General features: G+C 61.7%; 17 protein-coding genes and 1 tRNA gene. 7 read left to right on the forward strand and 11 right to left on the reverse strand.

Translation table 11 applies throughout. The annotated features are described in order from the left end of the window. Together ACX82Z_RS01790 and ACX82Z_RS01795 are read right to left on the reverse strand one after the other, a co-directional pair. Entirely contained in the window at positions 1 to 1,098 is a 1,098-nt protein-coding gene (locus ACX82Z_RS01790) for an ABC transporter ATP-binding protein (RefSeq protein ID WP_459586443.1), read from the reverse strand. 19 nt (positions 1,099 to 1,117) lie between these two features. Then, positions 1,118 to 2,827, reverse strand: coding sequence for an amidohydrolase (locus tag ACX82Z_RS01795; protein WP_459586444.1), 1,710 nt, complete (start codon positions 2,825 to 2,827; stop codon positions 1,118 to 1,120). Positions 2,828 to 2,970: 143 nt separating this feature from the next. Between ACX82Z_RS01795 and ku (ACX82Z_RS01800) the strand changes: the two genes are divergently transcribed. Beyond that, positions 2,971 to 3,798, forward strand: coding sequence for a non-homologous end joining protein Ku (gene ku, locus ACX82Z_RS01800; protein ID WP_459586445.1), 828 nt, complete (start codon positions 2,971 to 2,973; stop codon positions 3,796 to 3,798). Between the two features lies 1 nt (position 3,799). Then, positions 3,800 to 6,292 carry a DNA ligase D gene (gene ligD / locus ACX82Z_RS01805; RefSeq protein WP_459586446.1) on the forward strand — a complete coding sequence of 831 codons (2,493 nt, stop codon included), beginning with the start codon at positions 3,800 to 3,802 and terminating at the stop codon, positions 6,290 to 6,292. Positions 6,293 to 6,334: 42 nt separating this feature from the next. Here the strand turns inward: ligD and ku (ACX82Z_RS01810) are convergent, their stop codons facing one another. From ku (ACX82Z_RS01810) to ACX82Z_RS01835, 6 genes are all read right to left on the reverse strand, one after another. After that, positions 6,335 to 7,144, reverse strand: a complete 810-nt coding sequence (gene ku / locus ACX82Z_RS01810; protein ID WP_459586447.1) for a non-homologous end joining protein Ku — start codon at positions 7,142 to 7,144, stop codon at positions 6,335 to 6,337. 8 nt (positions 7,145 to 7,152) lie between these two features. Next, entirely contained in the window at positions 7,153 to 7,464 is a 312-nt protein-coding gene (locus ACX82Z_RS01815) for a hypothetical protein (RefSeq protein ID WP_459586448.1), read from the reverse strand. Positions 7,465 to 7,519: 55 nt separating this feature from the next. Further along, the gene (locus tag ACX82Z_RS01820; RefSeq protein ID WP_459586449.1) at positions 7,520 to 8,374 is read right to left on the reverse strand and encodes an endonuclease/exonuclease/phosphatase family protein; all 855 of its coding nucleotides are present in this window, start codon (positions 8,372 to 8,374) and stop codon (positions 7,520 to 7,522) included. Between the two features lie 87 nt (positions 8,375 to 8,461). Continuing rightward, positions 8,462 to 9,904 (reverse strand): phospholipase D-like domain-containing protein, encoded by a 1,443-nt coding sequence (locus ACX82Z_RS01825; protein ID WP_459586450.1) that lies wholly within the window; start codon positions 9,902 to 9,904, stop codon positions 8,462 to 8,464. A gap of 87 nt (positions 9,905 to 9,991) precedes the next feature. Continuing rightward, positions 9,992 to 10,066, reverse strand: a tRNA-Ala gene (locus tag ACX82Z_RS01830). A 65-nt stretch (positions 10,067 to 10,131) separates the two neighbouring features. Continuing rightward, positions 10,132 to 11,196: a dipeptidase gene (locus tag ACX82Z_RS01835; RefSeq protein ID WP_459586451.1), complete on the reverse strand. Its 1,065-nt coding sequence runs from the start codon at positions 11,194 to 11,196 to the stop codon at positions 10,132 to 10,134. 160 nt (positions 11,197 to 11,356) lie between these two features. On the opposite strand from ACX82Z_RS01835, the gene ACX82Z_RS01840 reads away from it, so the two are divergent. Next, on the forward strand, positions 11,357 to 12,199 hold the full coding sequence (locus ACX82Z_RS01840; protein ID WP_459586452.1) for an EamA family transporter: 843 nt from the start codon (positions 11,357 to 11,359) through the stop codon (positions 12,197 to 12,199). Between the two features lie 34 nt (positions 12,200 to 12,233). Here the strand turns inward: ACX82Z_RS01840 and ACX82Z_RS01845 are convergent, their stop codons facing one another. From ACX82Z_RS01845 to ACX82Z_RS01855, 3 genes are read right to left on the reverse strand one after another with little or no spacing between them, the layout of a single operon-like run. Then, the gene (locus tag ACX82Z_RS01845; RefSeq protein WP_459586453.1) at positions 12,234 to 13,013 is read right to left on the reverse strand and encodes a MetQ/NlpA family ABC transporter substrate-binding protein; all 780 of its coding nucleotides are present in this window, start codon (positions 13,011 to 13,013) and stop codon (positions 12,234 to 12,236) included. Between the two features lie 31 nt (positions 13,014 to 13,044). Next, the gene (locus ACX82Z_RS01850; protein ID WP_459586454.1) at positions 13,045 to 13,710 is read right to left on the reverse strand and encodes a methionine ABC transporter permease; all 666 of its coding nucleotides are present in this window, start codon (positions 13,708 to 13,710) and stop codon (positions 13,045 to 13,047) included. Next, positions 13,700 to 14,788: a methionine ABC transporter ATP-binding protein gene (locus ACX82Z_RS01855; RefSeq protein WP_459591212.1), complete on the reverse strand. Its 1,089-nt coding sequence runs from the start codon at positions 14,786 to 14,788 to the stop codon at positions 13,700 to 13,702. The genes ACX82Z_RS01850 and ACX82Z_RS01855 overlap by 11 nt, the downstream gene beginning before the upstream one ends. 317 nt (positions 14,789 to 15,105) lie before the next feature. Between ACX82Z_RS01855 and pyrC the strand changes: the two genes are divergently transcribed. From pyrC to ACX82Z_RS01875, 4 genes are all read left to right on the forward strand, one after another. Further along, positions 15,106 to 16,143: a dihydroorotase gene (gene pyrC, locus ACX82Z_RS01860; RefSeq protein ID WP_459586455.1), complete on the forward strand. Its 1,038-nt coding sequence runs from the start codon at positions 15,106 to 15,108 to the stop codon at positions 16,141 to 16,143. Beyond that, positions 16,140 to 16,334 (forward strand): DUF3329 domain-containing protein, encoded by a 195-nt coding sequence (locus ACX82Z_RS01865; RefSeq protein ID WP_459586456.1) that lies wholly within the window; start codon positions 16,140 to 16,142, stop codon positions 16,332 to 16,334. Before pyrC ends, ACX82Z_RS01865 begins: the two co-directional genes overlap by 4 nt. Positions 16,335 to 16,401: 67 nt before the next feature. Further along, complete coding sequence (locus ACX82Z_RS01870) at positions 16,402 to 16,743, forward strand: winged helix-turn-helix domain-containing protein (RefSeq protein ID WP_459586457.1); 342 nt, start codon at positions 16,402 to 16,404, stop codon at positions 16,741 to 16,743. A 328-nt stretch (positions 16,744 to 17,071) separates the two neighbouring features. Beyond that, positions 17,072 to 18,631 carry a TerC family protein gene (locus ACX82Z_RS01875; RefSeq protein WP_459586458.1) on the forward strand — a complete coding sequence of 520 codons (1,560 nt, stop codon included), beginning with the start codon at positions 17,072 to 17,074 and terminating at the stop codon, positions 18,629 to 18,631. The last annotated feature ends 8 nt before the right edge of the window (positions 18,632 to 18,639 follow it).

Consider the following 18,639-nt stretch of genomic DNA (forward strand, 5'->3'; position numbering starts at 1 on the left):
TCACGACCTCACGATCTGGACCGCGCCGTCGGGAATGGCGATCGCGATCGCCTCGCCCTTTTCCGGCATGGCGGAGGCGCTGGCCGCATTCTGGTTTCGCAGAATGAAGAGATCGCCCGTGTCGAGACGCACATAGATATGGGTGTCAGTGCCGAAATAGACGGCGTTTTCCACCTTGCCCTTGAGCGGGCCATCGGGCGAAAGGCGCGCATGTTCGGGGCGCATCACGAGCGTGACCTCGTCGCCGAATGTCGGCGACATGCCTTCCGGCAGGCCCGCGTCGAGTTCGTGGCCCGACGACAGCCGCACGCGCGCCGTTGTGCCATTCGCCTGTCCGATCGTAGCTTTCAGAAAATTGGTGTCGCCGATGAAGTCGGCCACGAAGCGGTCAGCAGGATGATTGTAGATCTCGCGCGGCGTTCCGACCTGCCGCACCTTGCCCGCGCTCATCACGGCGATGCGATCCGACATGGTAAGCGCTTCTTCCTGATCGTGCGTGACGAAGATGAAGGTGATGCCGGTCTCGCCCTGAAGACGCTTCAGTTCCACCTGCATTTCCTTGCGCAGTTTCAGGTCGAGCGCGGAGAGCGGCTCGTCGAGAAGGAGAACGCGCGGACGCGGCGCAAGGGCACGCGCGAGAGCCACGCGCTGCTGCTGCCCGCCCGAAATCTGCGACGGCTTGCGGCCAGCCATCGCCTCCATCTTCACCAGCTTGAGCATTTCGGCGACGGTTGCGTCGATCTCCGCCTTCGGCTTGCCGAGCATCTTCAGCGCGAAACCGATATTCTGCGCCACCGTCATGTGCGGGAAAAGCGCGTAGCTCTGGAAGACGGTGTTCACCGGGCGCTTGTTCGGCGGCAGGTCCGCAATGTCCGATCCGCCGAGGCGGATCGCGCCGGAACTCGGTTGCTCGAAGCCGGCAATCATCCGCAGGAGCGTTGTCTTGCCGCAGCCGGAAGGTCCTAAAAGCGTGAAGAACTCGTTTTCGGGAATGGTCAGGCTGACCGCGTCGAGCGCCCGCACGGCGTCGTCGCCGCTTCCGAAAACCTTGCTGAGTTTTTCAACTTCGATGTCGGACCGGGAAGTTGCGGAAGGCATGCGTTTCTCCATGTCCGTCTCAATCAGCCGTCGCGTCGAATGTCTGGCGCCCGCCACAGAAAGTCATCGCCACGCTCAACGTGTCGATCGCGTCGGGTGAAACGGCTTCGATGTCGTCGGACAGGATGACGAAATCCGCCAGATAGCCGGGCTTCAAACTGCCGAGCCGGTCGTCGGCAAACCCGACATAGGCGCCCTTGGCGGTGTAGGCCTCGATCGCCTCGTGCAGCGTCAGCGACTGGTCGGTCATCTCGTCGCCCCAGGGCTTGCGCATGAGAGACGCCTTGATGCTGCGCAGCACCGATATGTCGGCAACGGGCCAGTCCGAGGCGAAGCAGATTTGCGCGCCGGCTTCCTTCAGCGACCGGGTCGGATAGGCATAGGGCCAGCGCTCGCGCCCGATCATCGATGCCGTCGGTTCGACCGGAAAGTCCATCGCGCCCGGTGGATGGGACGGCTGCATCGATGCGACGACACCGAGTTCTGCAAAGCGGGGAATATCCGCAGCGGTCGTCACCTCGATATGCTCGATCCGGTGGCGGCTGTCGCGCGCGCCGTTCGACGTTTGCGCCGCCTCATATGCGTCGAGAACGCCGCGCACCGCGCCGTCGCCGATGGCGTGGACGGCGATCTGCAAGCCGCGCCTGTCGATCTCGACCGCCAACTCCTTGAATCGTTCGGGATCGAAGATCGGCTCGCCCCGCCAGCCGGGACGGTCGGCATAGGGTTCGATCATGACGGCGGTCCAGCCGTCGAGGACGCCATCGTAGAAAAGTTTGACGAAACCGGACGATAGCCAATCGGAAGCATAGGTCGCGGCCATGCGCGAGGCCTTGTCCAATTCGCTTTCGTCCATGAACGCCTTGAAGTGGAACGGCACCCTGACGCGCGCGTCTAGTCCGCCCTCCGCCTCGATCTCGGCGAGAAGTTCGAGCGTGTAGAAATTGCCGTCCATATTGTGCATCGAGGTGATTCCATGGCTGGCCGCATAGGCGATACCCTTGCGCAATATGGCGCGGTCCGCCTCGCGCTCGTCGGGCGAGGGGAGCGGATCGGGTTCGCCGCCGGTCGCAAGCCCAAGTCCCGCACGGCCCTTGTTGGTCAGCGCAAGAACGGCGGCGAACGCTTCGAACTCGCGCAATTCGCCCAGGGCCAGCCCATCGTCGCCCATGACGATCTCGTTGCCGGGACCGAGTGCCTTGCCGTTGAGAAGTCCGGCTTTTTCGAGCGCAAGCGTGTTCGCCCAGACCGTGTGGTGGTCTGCCGACATCATCGCAAACGGGCGGTCGGGGATGATCGCGTCCAGATGGTGACGCGTGACCCGTTCCGTGTTCGAAATGACGGTGTAGTCGGCATGCTGGGCCATCAGGAACGGCTCTTCCGCGTGCGCTGCCGCGTAATCGCGGATCGCTTCGGTCAGCGCGTCGAGGCCGTTCACGTGGGTCAAGTGAAGATCGTCGAGTTCGGCTGCGCCGGAAAAAAGATGCAGATGACTTTCGACGAAGCCGGGCAGGAGGGAGCGGCCCTTGCCGTCGATCCGCCGCGTCGTAGGGCCGGCGAGCGCTGCAATTTCGTCGTCCGTGCCGATCGCCGCGATGCTTACGCCTGATATGGCGATGGCGCTCGCCGTTGGATTGGCGGCATTCATGGTCAAAATGCGCGCCCCGGTGACGATCAGATCGACTTCGACTGTCAAGATATGCCCCTCGATTGTTTCGCTGGGAGACATGGTAGGCCGGTCTAACGCGGTGCGGCAATCCCAATTTGCACGTGGCGCAAGCAAAGTTTTGCTCTGCACAGAAGGCGTGCAGGGGAACGCTTGGTGCGTCCGCGAGTTCTAGTCACGCAGCCTTCTGGTATCGAGGTCAAGCTGTGGCTCCGCGTGCAATCTGGAAAGGTCATCTGAAAGTCGGCGAACTCGCCTGCGCCGTCGCGCTTTATTCGGCTGCGACGACATCGGAGCGCATTTCCTTTCATATTCTCAACCGCAAGACGGGCAATCGCGTGAAGCGGGAATATGTGGATGCTGACACGGGAAAGCCGGTCGAGATCGACGATCAGGTCAAGGGCTACGAAACGTCCAAAGGCAAATATGTCCTGCTCGACCCCGAGGAGATCGCCGCCGCTACGCCAGAAAGCGACAAGACGCTGTCGGTGGAGCATTTCATCGCCTGTCCGGGTGTCGACACCGTCTATTTCGACAAGCCCTATTATCTCGCACCCGCCGACGATGCGTCGCAGGAGGTGTTCGGCCTGATACGCGAGGGCATGGAGGCGAAGGGCGTGGCAGCGCTCGCCACTGCCGTCCTGTTTCGCCGCGTGAGAACGCTTCTGATCCACGCACAGGGACGCGGGCTGATCGCCGACACGCTCAATTTCGATTATGAGGTGCGCGCCGCCGACAAGGCGTTCGACCGCATTCCCGAATTGAATATCAAAGGCGAGATGCTCGATCTCGCCAAGCACATCATCAAGACCAAGAGCGGCAAGTTCGATCCTGCCGGCTTCGACGATCGCTACGACGCAGCGCTTGCCGATCTCGTCAAAGCCAAGCTGGACGGCAAGGTGATCGAAAAGCCGAAGCGCGAGGCGAAGGGCAAGGTCATCGACCTGATGGAAGCTTTGCGTGAGAGCGCGGGTAAGAAGGCGTCTGCAAGACGCAAGCCCAAGACCGAGACGCAAAAGCGCAAGGCGAGCTGACATGGCCGCGCTCGAAACCTATCGCAAGAAGCGCGACTTCAAGAAGACGCCCGAGCCGTCCGGTTCGGCCCGGAAGAAAAAATCAGGCAACAGCTTCGTCGTCCAGAAGCACGACGCGACACGGCTGCACTACGATTTCCGCATCGAGGTCGACGGTGTCCTGATGAGTTGGGCCGTTACGCGCGGCCCGAGCCTCGTTCCGGGTGAAAAGCGTCTTGCCGTCCATGTCGAGGATCATCCGCTCGACTATGGCGATTTCGAAGGCACGATCCCCAAGGGCGAATATGGCGGCGGCACCGTTATCGTGTGGGATCGCGGAACGTGGAAGCCGGTCTACGATTTCCAGAAAGGCCTGAAGAAGGGGCATATCGAGTTCGAACTGGAAGGCGAAAAGCTGACGGGGCGCTGGCATTTGGTGCGCCTGGCCAGAAAGCCGCGCGAGAAGCGCGACAACTGGCTTTTGATCAAGGCCGACGACGACTACGCGCGCGGCGAGGACGATCCCGACATTCTGGAGGAGCGTCCGGAATCAGTGAAAACGGGTCGGATGATCGCCGATGTCGAGAACGAAGCGCCGGGCTGGTCGTCGAAGACCGGCAAGATAGAACCCGACACGCCTGCTCCGCAGCCGGCAAAAATGAAAAAGGCGAAGAAGGCCGGATTTCCCGGCTTTATCGAGCCGCAGCTTGCAACGCTGAAACCGACCGCGCCGGACGGTGCGCGCTGGCTGCACGAGATCAAGTTCGACGGATACCGGCTTCAGGTTCACGTGCGCGGCCGCAAGGTGACGATGCTGACGCGCAGCGGGCTGGACTGGACCGAAAAGTTCGGCGACGCGGTGCCGGAGGCATTCGGCAAGCTGCCGTTGAAGGACGCCATCATCGACGGCGAACTCGTGGTCGAGGGAAATGGTGGCGCATCCGATTTCTCCGCCTTGCAGGCAGACCTTTCCGAAGGGCGAGCCGATCGCTTCGCCTTTTACGCGTTCGACGTTCTTTATCTCGACGGGATGGACCTTCGTGCCACACCTCTCATCGAACGCAAGACGGCGCTGGAAGGGCTTTTGGCCGATGCACCGCCTACGCTGCGCTATTCGGCGCATTTCGAGGAGGATGGCGAGATGATCCTCCGCCATGCCTGCCGGCTCAGTCTCGAAGGCGTCGTCTCCAAGGTGCGCGACGCTGCCTATAAATCGGGACGCGGACGCGACTGGGTAAAGTCGAAATGTTCCGAGCGGCAGGAGTTCGTCATCGGCGGCTATGTCCCGTCCTCGACCTCGAAGAAGGCCATAGGCTCGCTGCTCCTCGGCTATCATGACGGAAAGAAACTCGTGCATGCGGGACGCGTCGGGACGGGTTTCTCGCGAAGGGTCGCCGAAGACCTGTTCCGGCAATTAAGTGCGCTCGAAACCGGCAAGCTACCGTTCGACGGTACGCTTTCGGCAGAGGCGAAGCGCGGCGCGCATTTCGTGGAACCGAAGCTCGTCGCAGAGGTCGAATTCCGCGCATGGACGGCCGACGGCAATGTACGCCACGCTTCGTTCCGGGGACTGCGCGAGGACAAGAAAGCGAGCGAGATCGTGCGAGAGGGCGGTAAGACGGCGAAGGCCGAGGACAAGCCGAAAAGCGCGGTCAAGCTGACGCATCCGGACCGTGTCTACTGGAAGGATGCGGGCGTCACCAAGGAGGGGCTGGCGGATTATTACAGCCGGGTGTGGACGTATATGGCACCGTTCGTCGTCAACCGTCCGCTGGCGCTTTTACGCTGCCCGACGGGCACAGCCGGACAATGCTTCTTCCAGAAACATGCGTGGAAAGGGCAGAGCAAGGAAATCCTAACCGTTCACGAGAAGCTCGACGATTCCGAGGAACCGGGTATCGCCATCGACGATCTCGACGGGCTGATTGGCCTCGTCCAAGGCGGCACGCTGGAAATTCACCCATGGGGCGCGTCTCTTGCCGACATCGAAAAGCCGGACATGATCATCATGGACCTCGACCCCGGTGACGGCGTGTCGTGGGACAGGGTGATCGAAGCGGCGCACGAGGTTCGCAAGCGGCTGGAGGCGGCGGGACTGACGGGTTTCGTCAAGACCTCGGGCGGCAAGGGGTTGCATGTCGTCGCGCCGGTCAAGCCGAAGGCCGACTGGGATACGGTCAAAGCGTTTACCAAGCAGATCGCCGACGATATGGCGACCGATGCGCCCGACGACTATGTTGCGACGATCACCAAGTCGAAGCGTAAGGGCAAGATTTTGATCGACTATCTGCGCAACGGACGCGGCATGACGGCCGTTGCGCCCTATTCGACGCGAGCGCGTGACGGCGCTACCGTATCGATGCCGCTATCATGGGACGAGTTGTCACCGGAAATCGGCCCGGATCACTTTACAGTGGCGAACGCGCTAGCCCGGCTCGACAATCTCGACACCGATCCGTGGGCGGATTTTCGCAAGAAGGAAGCCGTCATAGGCGGAGCGAAGACGAAGAAATGATCAATGCCGCGACCGCGCTAATATCTTCGAGGCTCGATCGACCTACGTCTTCCCGGCCTTTTCCTTCGCGATGCTTTTCTTCAGCGCATCCATGATGGACACCACATTCGATGGCGTCTCTGGCTCCGGCTCGGATTTCGTCTTCGCCGCCAACGGCTTCTGTTTCTTTTTCTTTGCCGCGATGATCTTCTTCAGTTTGTCCTGAACCGGGTCCTCGACAAGCTTTGGGCTCCATTCGGCAGTCCGGTCGTCGATCAGCGATTTGACGAGCTTGATGACTTTCGGGTCCGGCTTTTCCTTTTCGATGTCCGCGAAATACTCTGCATCGTCGCGCACCTCGTCGCCATATCGCAGGGTCCAGAGGACGATTCCCTTGCCGCGCGGCTCCAGCATTACCGCGCGCTCGCGCCGATAGAGCACGACGCGTGAGATGCCGACCGTTTTCGTCGAACGCATCGCATCGCGGATGACGGCGAAGGCTTCCTCGCCGACCTTGTCGTCTGGTGCGATGTAGTGCGGCTTGTCGAGCCAGATCCAGCCGATGGAATCGGCGGGCACGAACTTTTCGATGTCGATGGTGCGCGTGCTTTCCAGTGCGACGGCTGCCAGTTCGTCGTCTTCGAGCATCACGTGCTTGTCTTCAGCGACTTCGTAGCCCTTGACCTCATCCTTGTCGGTCAGGGGCTTACCCGTCACCGCATCGACATAGCGGCTTTCGATGCGGTTGCCGGTTTTGGCGTTGATCGTGTGAAAACGGACCTTTTCGCCGGCGCTGGTCGCGGGCGTCATGGATATCGGGCATGTCACGAGCGACAGTTTGAGATAGCCCTTCCAGAACGACCGCGGAGCCATGGCGCGCCCTATCTTGCGATGATTTCGTGGAAGGAATCCTTGCGGCCGGGCTCTTCTTCCCGCACGACGAGGGCGAGGTTCTTTTCGTTGAAAACCTTGAACCACTCGTCCCATTCGACGATCTCGCGACCGCCAAGGGCGATCGATGGGTCCGCGCCCCGGTCCTGATCCTGATAGGATGCCTGATCGAACACGAGCGACAGGATGGGATCGTCGCCGCCGACTGAGGGCGACGCTTCGCTGATGGCGGGCGAACCCATGCGGGCGGCTGCCCAGTCGCGGATTTCGTCACGGTCTGTCAGGGTGCGGGTGGATGCCATATCAGAAACTCCTTTTATACCCACAGAACGCCTTCGTGGGACGGGAGGTTCCGTTCTAGATGGCTGCTCTGATAGATGCCGGTGCCGCCTCGACCTCGACGGGGGTCAGGTCGATATGCGCCTTGATCGGGCGGTGATCCGACGCAATCCGGGCAAGTTCGGAATCGTGGACTTCCACCCGCGCGACAAGGTTGGCAGGCGTGCCGACGATGCGGTCGAGCGCGAGCACCGGGTAGCGAGAGGGAAAGCTCGGCAGTGCCTCGCTCGGCGCGAACGTTTCCGGCAACCGGCTCAATGCCGAATTGCGGCCGAGCCGCCACTCGTTCAAGTCTCCGAGGATGATGGTCGGCTTCGTCCCGCATTCGGACACTTCGGCGATGAGCGCTTCGACCTGACGGGCGCGCGAACGGCGAAGAAGACCGAGATGCGCCGCGATGACGCGCAACACGCCGCTTTTGACTTCCAGATCGACGACGATCGCGCCGCGCGGTTCGGCACCGGGAAGCTTCAGGCGCTGAACATCGCGCACCGCGCCTTCACGGTACAAAAGCGCATTCCCATGCCAGCCATGACTCGCATCGCGCATGGATACCGGAACGGCGCTCAGGCCCAGTTTTTCCTCGATGTGGATGAGGTCGAGCAGGCCGTCGCGCGTGCCGAACCGGCGGTCGGCTTCCTGGATGGCGACGATATCCGCGCCGAGTTCGTCGATCACCATCGCCGTGCGCATGGGGTCGAATTTGCCGTCGGTTCCGACACATTTGTGGATGTTGTAGGAGGCGACGACCAGATCGGCTTTGTCGCCAGCGCCATCGTGTCGCTCGTATACGGTCTTTGCATCGCGCAGATTGGCGAGATGCTGCGAATTCGCGATTTTATCGATCCTGCCGATCCGGCGGAGTGCTTTCATCCTGTAGTCCCGGTTGCCGAATCTAACGCATTCTCACGCAATCCGTTGCAAATGCGTCGATTTGAGGATGAACGGTTATGGGGCCGATCAAAGATATGGTGAGGCGAGCCAGACGATGCGATTGCGCAGCCTTTTGAAAAAGGTACGGCCGCTCAGGGTCGCCAGCGTTTCTTCCTGTCCCGATGCGATGCGCTTGCGCAGATGGCTTTCGATGAGCGAGGCGAAGTTCGGGTCGTAGACTTCGACGTCGAATTCGAAATTGAGACGCAGGCTACGCGTGTCCATGTTGGACGAACCGATCAGCGACCAAGCGCCGTCCACCGTCAATAGCTTGGAATGGTCGAAGGGACCTGCCGAACGCCAGACTCGGCATCCCGGTCCGATGACCTGATCGAGCTGCGCCGTCATGGCATAATCGACCAGCCTTAGATTGTTCGAGGCCGGGATCACGATATCGACCGCCACGCCACGGCGCGCAGCGGATGCGAGCGCACCGACCAGTTGCAGGTCCGGCAGGAAATAGGGCGAGGCGATCATCAGCCGCTTGCGCGCGACGGCAGCCGCGCCCATCACCATCGCGTGGGTGGAGTCCAGCCTTCGATCGGGGCCTGAAAAGATTACGCGTGCGACCGATGCGCCGTTGGAGACGGCCTCGTCGCGCTTCCAGACCGGGCCGTCGAGACGTTCGTGGTGGACGAAGAACCAGTCGTCGGCGAAGACGGCGAAGATTTGCGCGACTACCGGCCCGGTGATGCGGAAATGCGTGTCGCGGTGCGGTTCGCGATTTTCCGGTGAGGTGGCGAACATCTGGCGAATGTTCATGCCGCCCGTAAATCCGACGCGGCCGTCGACCACCATGATCTTGCGGTGGTTGCGCAGGTTCGCATAGGGCAGGCGAAAACCAATGATGTTGCCGAGAAATAGCCGGTTGGGCACGTTCCCTTCCCGCAGGCGCTCTCGTATCGAGGGGCGGGAATAACGCGCGCCGATGGCATCGATCAGGACACGCACCTCGACACCGCGCGCAACGGCCCGCACGAGGGCATCCGCCACTTTCCGTCCGATCGGGTCATTGTCGAATATATAGCTCGACATCACGACGAAACGCTTTGCGGCGTCGATCTCGGCGATGATGGCCGGATAGGCCTCGTCGCCACTGCTCAGCATGCGGATGTCGTTGCCCGCCGTGAGCTGGAACGGCGACACCCGGTCGCCGAGCGTCCGCATCGCTTCAAATCGCGATCCGGCAGGGGCTGCGGGCACGGCTTCGTCGGGCCGGGGATCCGCCAGATTGTCGACTTCCTTGCTCGTGCGCGTCTTGCCGATCGTATCGCGGCGGATGCGGTTGACGCCGGCAATCATGTAGATGATCGCGCCCAGAACGGGCGACAGCATGATCACGCCGACCCAACCGATCGCCGCGCGCACGTCGTCTTTCGTCATCGCGGCATGGATCGCCGCCGGCAGCCCCATCAGGAGCCCGAGCGCGAAAAGAATATGCGGCCAGTAGGTCTGTAAAGTTTCATACATCGCTGAAGCGATGGATCATGCGCATGACGGATGTGTCAACCGACCGCTTCATTCGTGTACTGGTCGGGTTGCGCGAAAGTGCAAGAATGGAGGCCTCGCCCAGGAATCGAACCTGGGGTGACGGGACTTGCAGGTCCCTCGCGTCCCCTCCGCCACGAGGCCATGGGCAGCGTTGTAGCGTCCAGAAGTTGGCGAACGGTAAAAGCGGCCGGTCGCTTTTTCGCCTTTCAGTCACCCCACGTCTGACCGAGCACGCGCAGCCAGTTGCCGAAGCAGATCTTGTCCACCTCTTCCGCCGCATAGCCGTGCGCGCGCATCGCATCCACCAGCCGCGGCAGACCGGCCGCATTCCCGAGTTCACGCGGCACCATCGCGCCATCGAAATCCGAACCGAGACCGACGCTGTCGATCCCCGCCGTCTCGACCATGTGATCGATATGGCGCAGCATCATCTCGAACGGCGTATCGGCCCGCATCTGCCCGTCGGGCCGCAGGAACGCGGTCGCGTAATTGAGGCCAGCGATGCCCTTCGTCTGCCCGATCGCGCGCAATTGCTCGTCGGTCAGGTTGCGCGCATGGGGCGTCACCGCATGCGCATTCGAATGCGAGGCGATGAGCGGCGCGTTCGACAGTTCGGCCGTGTCCCAGAAGCCCTTTTGCGTAATGTGCGAAAGGTCGAACGCGATGCCGAGCGCATTGCAGCGGCGCACGAGTTCGCGGCCGAGATCGGTCAGGCCGGGTCCGGTGTCGGGCGTTGCGGGAAAGCGGAACGGCACGCCATGACCAAAGATGTTGGTACGGCTCCAGACCGGGCCGAGCGAGCGAAGGCCGGCCTGGTAAAGCACGTCGAGCGCGTTGAAGTCGGCATCTATCGCCTCCGCGCCCTCGATGTGGAGCACGGCGGCGAGATTGGCGGCGTCAGCCGTCGCGGCGATTTCCGCTGCCGTTCGGCAAACTTTCACCCGCCCGCTCGACGCGGCTTCAATGCGAAAGAGCAGTGCCGCCATCGCAAGCGTCTGACCGAGCGCGGATTCTTGCGCGCAACGCTCGGGCAGCGGCGCATCGTAGCTCGGCCGGCTCATGATTTCGTCGACATCGGCGGGCTTGCCGGGCGATGGGATGAAGATCGCGAACAGCCCCGCACGCAATCCGCCTTCGTCGGCACGCGGAAGGTCGATGTGACCGCCGGCACGGCCGTTCAGGAAATCGCCTACGGGATCGGCACTCTTCGACATGTGAAGGCGCAGCAGCGTGTCGTTGTGACCGTCGAAAACGGGCGTCGTCGCAGGCATGTGAACTCGATTCGTTGCGTCCAGATAGGCCACAGTTAAGCACATGGCGCTTGCCCGCGGGTCAGGCGGAATGAAATTTTCTACCCTGGACTAGGGAGCGGAGGTGTTTGTGCCAAACCGCTCGATTGTACTTTTGCTTGGCCGGCTATAGGTCGGGCGCATGAGCCTTTCCGTTATCCTGATCGTCCTCGCGTCCGCCATGATGCATGCCGGCTGGAACGCTGTGCTGCGTTTTCGCGGTGACCGTGTCGCACTGATGACGATGCTCGCCGCGATGAGCGCCCTGATTGCGCTGCCCGGCCTGTTTTTCGTCGAGTTTCCTCGCGCGGAGGCATGGCCTTGGCTGTGCCTCTCCGTCCTGCTGCATGTCGGCTACAATGTTTTCCTTGCCAACGCATATTCGTATGGCGAACTGGGCAAAATTTACCCGCTGGCGCGGGGCACCGCACCCATGTTGACGCTCGGCGCGAGCATTCTTCTGCTCGGAGAAAATATCTCGCCGTTCGCGATGCTCGGCATTCTTGTTCTTGGCCTCGGCATCGTGACGCTGTCACTCGATGGCGGGCTGAAAGCCCTGAAGGCATCGCCGCGCGGGATCGTCTTTGCACTCATCACCTCCGTCTTCATTGCCGGTTACACGATGTCGGACGGCATCGGCGCACGCGTCTCAGGCGATCCGCACGCTTATGTTCTTTGGCTCTTCGTGCTCGACGGCATCCCGCTTCTCGCCTGGGCGCTTTTCCGGCAGGGCAGGGCGACCGGGCAGATGATCGCGCAGAACTGGAAGGCCGGTTTCATTGGCGGCGCGCTTTCGCTTGGTGCCTACTGGATCGCGATCTGGGGCTTTACCGTCGCGCCGATCGCGCTGGTAGCCGCGCTACGCGAGACGAGTGTCGTCTTCGCGGTCATCATCGGCGTGGTTTTTCTTGGCGAAAAGGTGCGCGGCTTTCGCATCGCTGCCATCGCCATCGTCCTGGCCGGACTGGTTCTGATGCGGTTCTGAAATGAAAAGGGCAGCCGAAGCCGCCCTTTAAGGCTTACCAGCCGGCGACGACCGAGCCCTGGAAAGTCTCGTCGACAAAGGCCTTTACCTCGTCATTGTGGTAGGCGGCGAGGAGCTTTTGCAGCCACTCGGCGTCCCGGTCTTCCTCGCGCACGGCAAGGATATTGACGTAGGGCGCCTTTTCGCCTTCGCGGTAGATCGCGTCGTTCGCCGGGTCGAGTCCGGCTTCAAGCGCGTAGTTGGTGTTGATCACCGAGGCGTCCACATCGGCGAGCGAACGGGGAAGCTGGGCTGCATCGAGTTCGACGAAGGAGAAGTTCTTCGCGTTTTCGGTGATGTCGGAGATGGTGACGTTCAAACCCTTGTCGGGATCAAGCGTGATCGCGCCGGAATCGGCGATGACGAGTAGCGCGCGGCCGCCATTGGTCGGGTCGTTCGGAATGCCGATCGTTGCGCCGTCGGGCAGGGCGTCGAAGCTTTCATGCTTTTCGGAATAAACGCCCATCGGGAAGTTCACCGTATAGCCGACATTGACGAGCGAGAAGCCGCGGTCACGCACCTGATTGTCGAGATAGGGCTCGTGCTGGAACGAGTTCGCGTCGAGATCGCCGTCATTGAGCGCCTGGTTCGGCACGACGTAGTCGGAAAACTCGAGAATCTCGATGTCGAGGTCGTCGGCGGACGCGACTTCCTTGACCTTTTCCATGATCTGCGCGTGCGGGCCGGGCGTGACGCCGATGCGGATGGTTTCGGCAAAGGCCGAGCCGGCCAGAAGCGCCGCGAAGGCGGTGCCGAGGGCAAGTGTCTTCAACATTTCAAATAGTCTCCTGTTGGGATCGGTGAATTCAGCGCGGGCGCGCGCGCTTGTCGAACTGGCGGGCGAGGCGGTCGCCGGCCGATTGGACGATCTGCACCATGACGATCAGCACGACGACGACGGCGAGCATCACGTCCGGCATGAAACGCTGGTAGCCGTAACGGATGCCAAGGTCGCCGAGACCGCCGCCGCCGACCGCGCCGACCATCGCCGAATAGCCGATCAGGCTGACGATGGTGAGCGTCAAGGCCAGCGTGATGCCGGGCCGCGCTTCGGCAAGCAGAACCTTCCAGACGATCTGGAACGGGCTTGCCCCCATGGCGCGTGCGGTTTCGATCAGGCCTGGATCGACCTCACGGATGGCGGATTCGACCAGTCGCGCGACAAATGGGATCGTCGCGATCGTCAGCGGTACGATAGCCGCCGTCGTGCCGATCGACGTTCCCGCAATCATGCGCGTAAACGGGATGATAGCGACGACGAGGATGATGAACGGCGTCGAACGCGTGGCGTTGACGATCGCGCCGAGGACGCGGTTCGTAATCGGCGCATGGAAGAGTTCGCCGCGACCGGAGGTGGCCAGGAAGACGCCGAGCGGAATGCCGATCAGCGAGCCGATCACGGCCGCGATCGAGACCATATGGAGCGTCTGCCCGGTGGCGCGGACGATGAGCCAGGCGATATCAGGCGACATGACCGAGAACCTCCGTGGTGAGACCGAGACTGGAGAGAAACGCGCGCGTTTCCTCGACCTTCGCGGCATCGCCCTTGAACGAGACGATCAGCGTACCGAACGGGCGTCCGGCGATCTCGTCGACCGCACCGCCAAGGATATTGACCTCGAGACCGAGTTCCTTCGACAGGCGCGAAAGGACCGGATCGGTCGCATGCGTGCCGGTAAAGACGATACGCAGCACGGTTTCGCCGTCCGGCGTCGGTTCCTGTTTAATGCGGGATGCGACGAAATCGGGCAGCGCCATTCCCGGAATGCCGGCGAGAAGCGCCTTCGTCGTTTCGTGCTGCGGGCGAGTGAAGACGTCGAAGGTCGTCCCGCTTTCCACGATCCGGCCCTTTTCGATCACGGCGACGTGGTCGGCGATCGATTTCACCACTTCCATCTCGTGCGTGATGAGGATGATGGTGAGGCCGAGTTCCTTGTTGATCTTGCGCAAGAGCGCGAGAACCGACAGCGTCGTTTCCGGATCCAGCGCTGAGGTCGCCTCGTCCGACAGGAGAAGCTTGGGCCGGGTGGCGAGCGCGCGGGCGATGCCGACGCGCTGCTTCTGGCCGCCGGAAAGTTCGGACGGATATCGGTTTCGCTTGTCGGCGAGGCCGACGAGATCGAGCAGCGGTGTCACACGCGCTTCGATTTCCCGGGGCGGAACGCCCGCTATCTCCAGCGGCAGCGCCGCATTGTCGAATACGGTGCGCGACGACAGAAGGTTGAAGTGCTGGAAGATCATGCCGATCTCGCGGCGCGTGCCGCGCAGGGCCTTCTCCCCCAGCGGCGCGATGTCGACGCCGTCCACGATGACCTTGCCGGAAGACGGCTTTTCCAGTCCGTTGACGAGCCGGATCAGGGTCGACTTTCCCGCGCCGGAGCGGCCGATGATCGCCGAGATCGAGCCACGTGGCGCGTCGAGATCGATACCGTCGAGCGCGACGACCTCGCCGGACGCGCGGCCGGCCGGAAAGCGCTTCGAGACGGCCTCGAACCGCACGATTGCGTCGAGGTCGACGGCTTTCGACGGTGTAAAGTCGGTCGGTGTCATATTCATGCCGGCACCTTTGCCGGACGACGGGAGATCATTTCGTGTGCCTTTCACGTCCACGCGCTCCCTCCCAAAAGCGGCGTCCGTCTCGTTCGATTTGTGCATAAGGGCCGATCTAGGCCGTCTGGCTCGGCTGGACAATGCCCAAAATCGGGATGTCGTGTAGAGAATTTGCATTCCAACTTGTGGCGATTGGCGGGAAAATAATTCTCAACAACGACAACAGCCATCTGCGACCTGCCGCAAAACGAACGCCGATACCTTTTCGCTGCCAACCGAACTCTTTATGGAGAGGCACGCAAAAGACGGAGCAGGGCATGGACAGACTGACGATCAGGCGGCCGGACGACTGGCATTTGCATTTTCGCGACGGCGAAGTTCTCCGCGCGGTGGTGTCGGACACCTCGGCGCATTTCGGCCGTGCGATCGTCATGCCCAATCTGGTGCCGCCGGTCGTTACGACGGCCGATGCCGCAGCCTATCGGGACCGCGTCGTGGCAGCCGTTCCGGAAGGCCACGATTTTAAGCCGCTGATGACGCTTTACCTGACCGAAAGCACGGACGCGGACGATGTCGAGGCCGGTTTCCGGTCGGGACTTGTAACGGCGGTAAAGCTCTACCCGGCGGGCGCGACCACCAATTCGCAAAGCGGCGTGCGTGACATCGACAAGGTCATGCCGGTTCTGGAGCGCATGGCCGAGATCGGGATGACGCTGTGCGTTCATGGCGAGGTCACCGATGCGTCGATCGACATCTTCGACCGCGAGGCCGTGTTCATCGAACGCGTTTTGTCGCCGCTGCGCCAGCGTCTGCCGGAACTGCGGATCGTCATGGAGCATGTGACGACGAAGGACGGCGTCGACTATGTTCGTTCGCAGGAAAAAAACACCGCCGCGACGCTGACCACACACCACCTCATCATCAATCGCAACGCGATCCTCGCAGGCGGCATTCGTCCGCATTATTACTGCCTGCCCGTCGCCAAGCGCGAGGAACATCGCCTCGCGCTGCGCGCCGCCGCGACGTCCGGGGACGCACGGTTCTTCCTCGGCACGGATTCGGCTCCGCATCTCGACCCGCTGAAAGAGTGCGCCTGCGGGTGTGCCGGCATCTATTCGTCGGTCAACACCTTGTCGTGCCTGGCGCATGTCTTCGAAAACGAGGGAGCACTCGACAGGCTCGAAGGTTTCGCCTCGCTCAACGGCCCCGCCTTCTATCGTTTGCCACCCAATGAGGCGACAATCACGCTGACACGCCGCACCGCGCCATGGGACTATCCGAAAAAGCGCGCGACGGGCGAGGGCGACATCACGGTCTTCGACCCGATGTTTCCGCTGCACTGGGTCGTCGAATGAAGTTTTTCGACACCAACCATCCGATGTTTCGGCCGCTGTGGATCAGATTTCTGATCTGCGCGGTTTCCGGCGGGTGGGCGATGTTCGAATTTTCCAATGGGGCGCATGTGTGGGGCATCCTGTTCCTCGCTTTCTTCGCCCTGTCCTTCTGGGGGTTCTTCGTCGATTTTCGTCCGCGCGACCCCGAGTAAGCGGGCGACTTGCAGAAGACGATAGCCGGCGGCATGCTGCTACCCACGCTTTGGAAGGAACTGCCGAATGCCCTCGCTCAGCCTCAAGATAGACCTCGATCCGGACGGACGGATCGGGCGCGGAAAGATCGAGCTTCTTGAGCATATCGCAGCGTTCGGCTCCATTTCGGCCGGGGCACGCCAGATGAACATGTCCTATAAGCGCGCCTGGGATCTCGTCGAAGAGATGAACCAGATTTTCGGCAAGCCGGTCCTGACGGCCCAGAAGGGCGGCAAACAGGGCGGCGGCGCCAAACTGACGCCGATGGGGCTGGCGCTCGTCAGCCGTTTTCGCGCCATTGAACGGGCCGCATCCACTGTTGCGGCCGAGCATATCGCTGCACTGCAGGCCGAAATCGACACGCATTAGAAGCGGCCTGTCATACGCCTGTTACTCCGGCAGGATTTGACGAACGCGTCATTTTCGGCGACATGGAAATCTTGGCACCGTTGCGGTGCTTCAATGTGAGGAAGGATCGGCCCGTCATCAGGGCCACGCCCGATGCCCGACGACCACCCTCCGAGTACCACCGTCCGCGCGCGTGAACCGTATCGGTTTCTCGTGTCCGGACCTGCAATTCGCTCAGTTTCAGCCGCTTTGCCGCCTGACCGTTCGTGCTCGATAAGGCGTGAGCGCGCATTTTCACACTCAGATTTTGACAGAAGGACGGCAGCTCGAACCTGCCGAATGACCCCGCATGCTCTTTGAATGGATGTCCGACCCCGCCGCCTGGGCCGGTCTTTTAACGCTCATCCTTCTGGAGATCGTGCTCGGCATCGACAATCTCGTCTTCATCGCGATCCTCGCCGACAAATTGCCGCCGCATCAGCGCGACAGGGCGCGGATCATCGGCCTAACACTGGCGCTATTGATGCGCCTTGTGCTGCTCGCCTCGATCGCCTGGATCGTGACGCTGACGCAGCCGCTGATATCGGTGTTCGGATGGACCTTGTCAGGCCGCGACCTGATCATGCTGTTCGGTGGCGTCTTCCTGCTGGCCAAGGGCACCATGGAACTGCACGAACGGCTTGAGGGACATCAGGTCAAGACGGAAGGCAAGGTTCAGCATGCCGTCTTCTGGCAGGTGCTGGTCCAGATCGTCGTGCTCGACGCTGTGTTCTCGCTCGACAGCGTCATCACCGCCGTCGGCATGGTCGAGCATCTGTCCGTTATGGTCATCGCCGTCATCGTCGCGATGGGCGTGATGATGCTATCGGCAAAGCCGCTGATGGCGTTCGTCTCCAAGCATCCGACCGTCGTTATCCTGTGTCTCGGCTTCCTGATGATGATCGGGTTCGCACTGGTTGTCGAAGGTCTGGGCTTCCATATCCCGAAAGGATATCTCTACGCGGCCATCGGCTTCTCGATCCTCATCGAAATGTTCAACCAGTTGGCGCGCCGCAACCGCGAGCGCATGATCACGACCGGCGATCTGCGCGATCGGACCGCCGACGCCGTTCTGCGGCTTCTGGGTGGAAAACGCGGCGACATGCAGCTTGGTGAAACGGCCGATGCCATCGCCGAACAGGCGGCCGAAAGCCAGCTTTTCGCTCGGGAAGAAAAGGAAATGATCGAGGGTGTTCTGTCGCTTGCCGACCGTCCGGTCATATCGGTCATGACGCCGCGCACCGATGTCGATTGGCTCGATGTGGAGGACAGTCAGGCCGAAATCCGTCGCAAGATTCTCGAAATCGGGCATTCACGTTTTCCCATCGCGCGCGGCAGCCTCGACGAATTCGTCGGTGTGGCGCTCGCCAAGGACCTTTTGCGCGACCTGATCGAGGGCGGGCAGATCGATCTCGAGCGCTCACTGCGCCAGCCACTCATCGTCCATGAGAGCGCAAGCGTGCTGCGCTTGATGGAGCAGCTGCGCAAATCACCGCTCCAGCTTGCCGTGGTCGTCGACGAATACGGCTCGTTCGAAGGTATCGCGACGCCGACCGACATTTTGGAGGCGATCGCCGGCGAATTTCCCGATGAGGACGATCAGGGCTCGTCGGTCGAACTGGCCGATGACGGCACCTGGCTCGTCGACGGCTGGATCGACATTCGCAAGGCGTCCGCGCTTCTGGAAACGCATCTGGAAGACGAGACCGACCGCTACTCGACGCTCGCCGGCTATCTTTTGTGGCAACTCGGCCATCTGCCGGAGGTTGGCGAAAAGATCGTCGCGGGCGATCTTGAATTCGAGGTCGTTGCGCTCGACGGGCGCGCGATCGAGCGCGTGCGTATCAGGCGGTTGCAGGTCGCAGATTAGAAAGGCTA

Source organism: Aliihoeflea sp. PC F10.4 (genome assembly GCF_054612275.1).

Excerpts from the sequence above, each read along its gene's own strand:
- ACX82Z_RS01790 (WP_459586443.1), bottom strand. The coding sequence starts at position 1,098 with ATGCCTTCCGCAACTTCCCGGTCCGACATCGAAGTTGAAAAACTCAGC.
- ACX82Z_RS01795 (WP_459586444.1), bottom strand. The coding sequence starts at position 2,827 with ATGTCTCCCAGCGAAACAATCGAGGGGCATATCTTGACAGTCGAAGTC.
- ligD (WP_459586446.1), top strand. The coding sequence starts at position 3,800 with ATGGCCGCGCTCGAAACCTATCGCAAGAAGCGCGACTTCAAGAAGACG.
- ku (WP_459586447.1), bottom strand. The coding sequence starts at position 7,144 with ATGGCTCCGCGGTCGTTCTGGAAGGGCTATCTCAAACTGTCGCTCGTG.
- ACX82Z_RS01815 (WP_459586448.1), bottom strand. The coding sequence starts at position 7,464 with ATGGCATCCACCCGCACCCTGACAGACCGTGACGAAATCCGCGACTGG.
- ACX82Z_RS01820 (WP_459586449.1), bottom strand. The coding sequence starts at position 8,374 with ATGAAAGCACTCCGCCGGATCGGCAGGATCGATAAAATCGCGAATTCG.
- ACX82Z_RS01825 (WP_459586450.1), bottom strand. The coding sequence starts at position 9,904 with ATGTATGAAACTTTACAGACCTACTGGCCGCATATTCTTTTCGCGCTC.
- ACX82Z_RS01835 (WP_459586451.1), bottom strand. The coding sequence starts at position 11,196 with ATGCCTGCGACGACGCCCGTTTTCGACGGTCACAACGACACGCTGCTG.
- ACX82Z_RS01840 (WP_459586452.1), top strand. The coding sequence starts at position 11,357 with ATGAGCCTTTCCGTTATCCTGATCGTCCTCGCGTCCGCCATGATGCAT.
- ACX82Z_RS01845 (WP_459586453.1), bottom strand. The coding sequence starts at position 13,013 with ATGTTGAAGACACTTGCCCTCGGCACCGCCTTCGCGGCGCTTCTGGCC.
- ACX82Z_RS01850 (WP_459586454.1), bottom strand. The coding sequence starts at position 13,710 with ATGTCGCCTGATATCGCCTGGCTCATCGTCCGCGCCACCGGGCAGACG.
- ACX82Z_RS01855 (WP_459591212.1), bottom strand. The coding sequence starts at position 14,788 with ATGACACCGACCGACTTTACACCGTCGAAAGCCGTCGACCTCGACGCA.
- pyrC (WP_459586455.1), top strand. The coding sequence starts at position 15,106 with ATGGACAGACTGACGATCAGGCGGCCGGACGACTGGCATTTGCATTTT.
- ACX82Z_RS01865 (WP_459586456.1), top strand. The coding sequence starts at position 16,140 with ATGAAGTTTTTCGACACCAACCATCCGATGTTTCGGCCGCTGTGGATC.
- ACX82Z_RS01870 (WP_459586457.1), top strand. The coding sequence starts at position 16,402 with ATGCCCTCGCTCAGCCTCAAGATAGACCTCGATCCGGACGGACGGATC.
- ACX82Z_RS01875 (WP_459586458.1), top strand. The coding sequence starts at position 17,072 with ATGCTCTTTGAATGGATGTCCGACCCCGCCGCCTGGGCCGGTCTTTTA.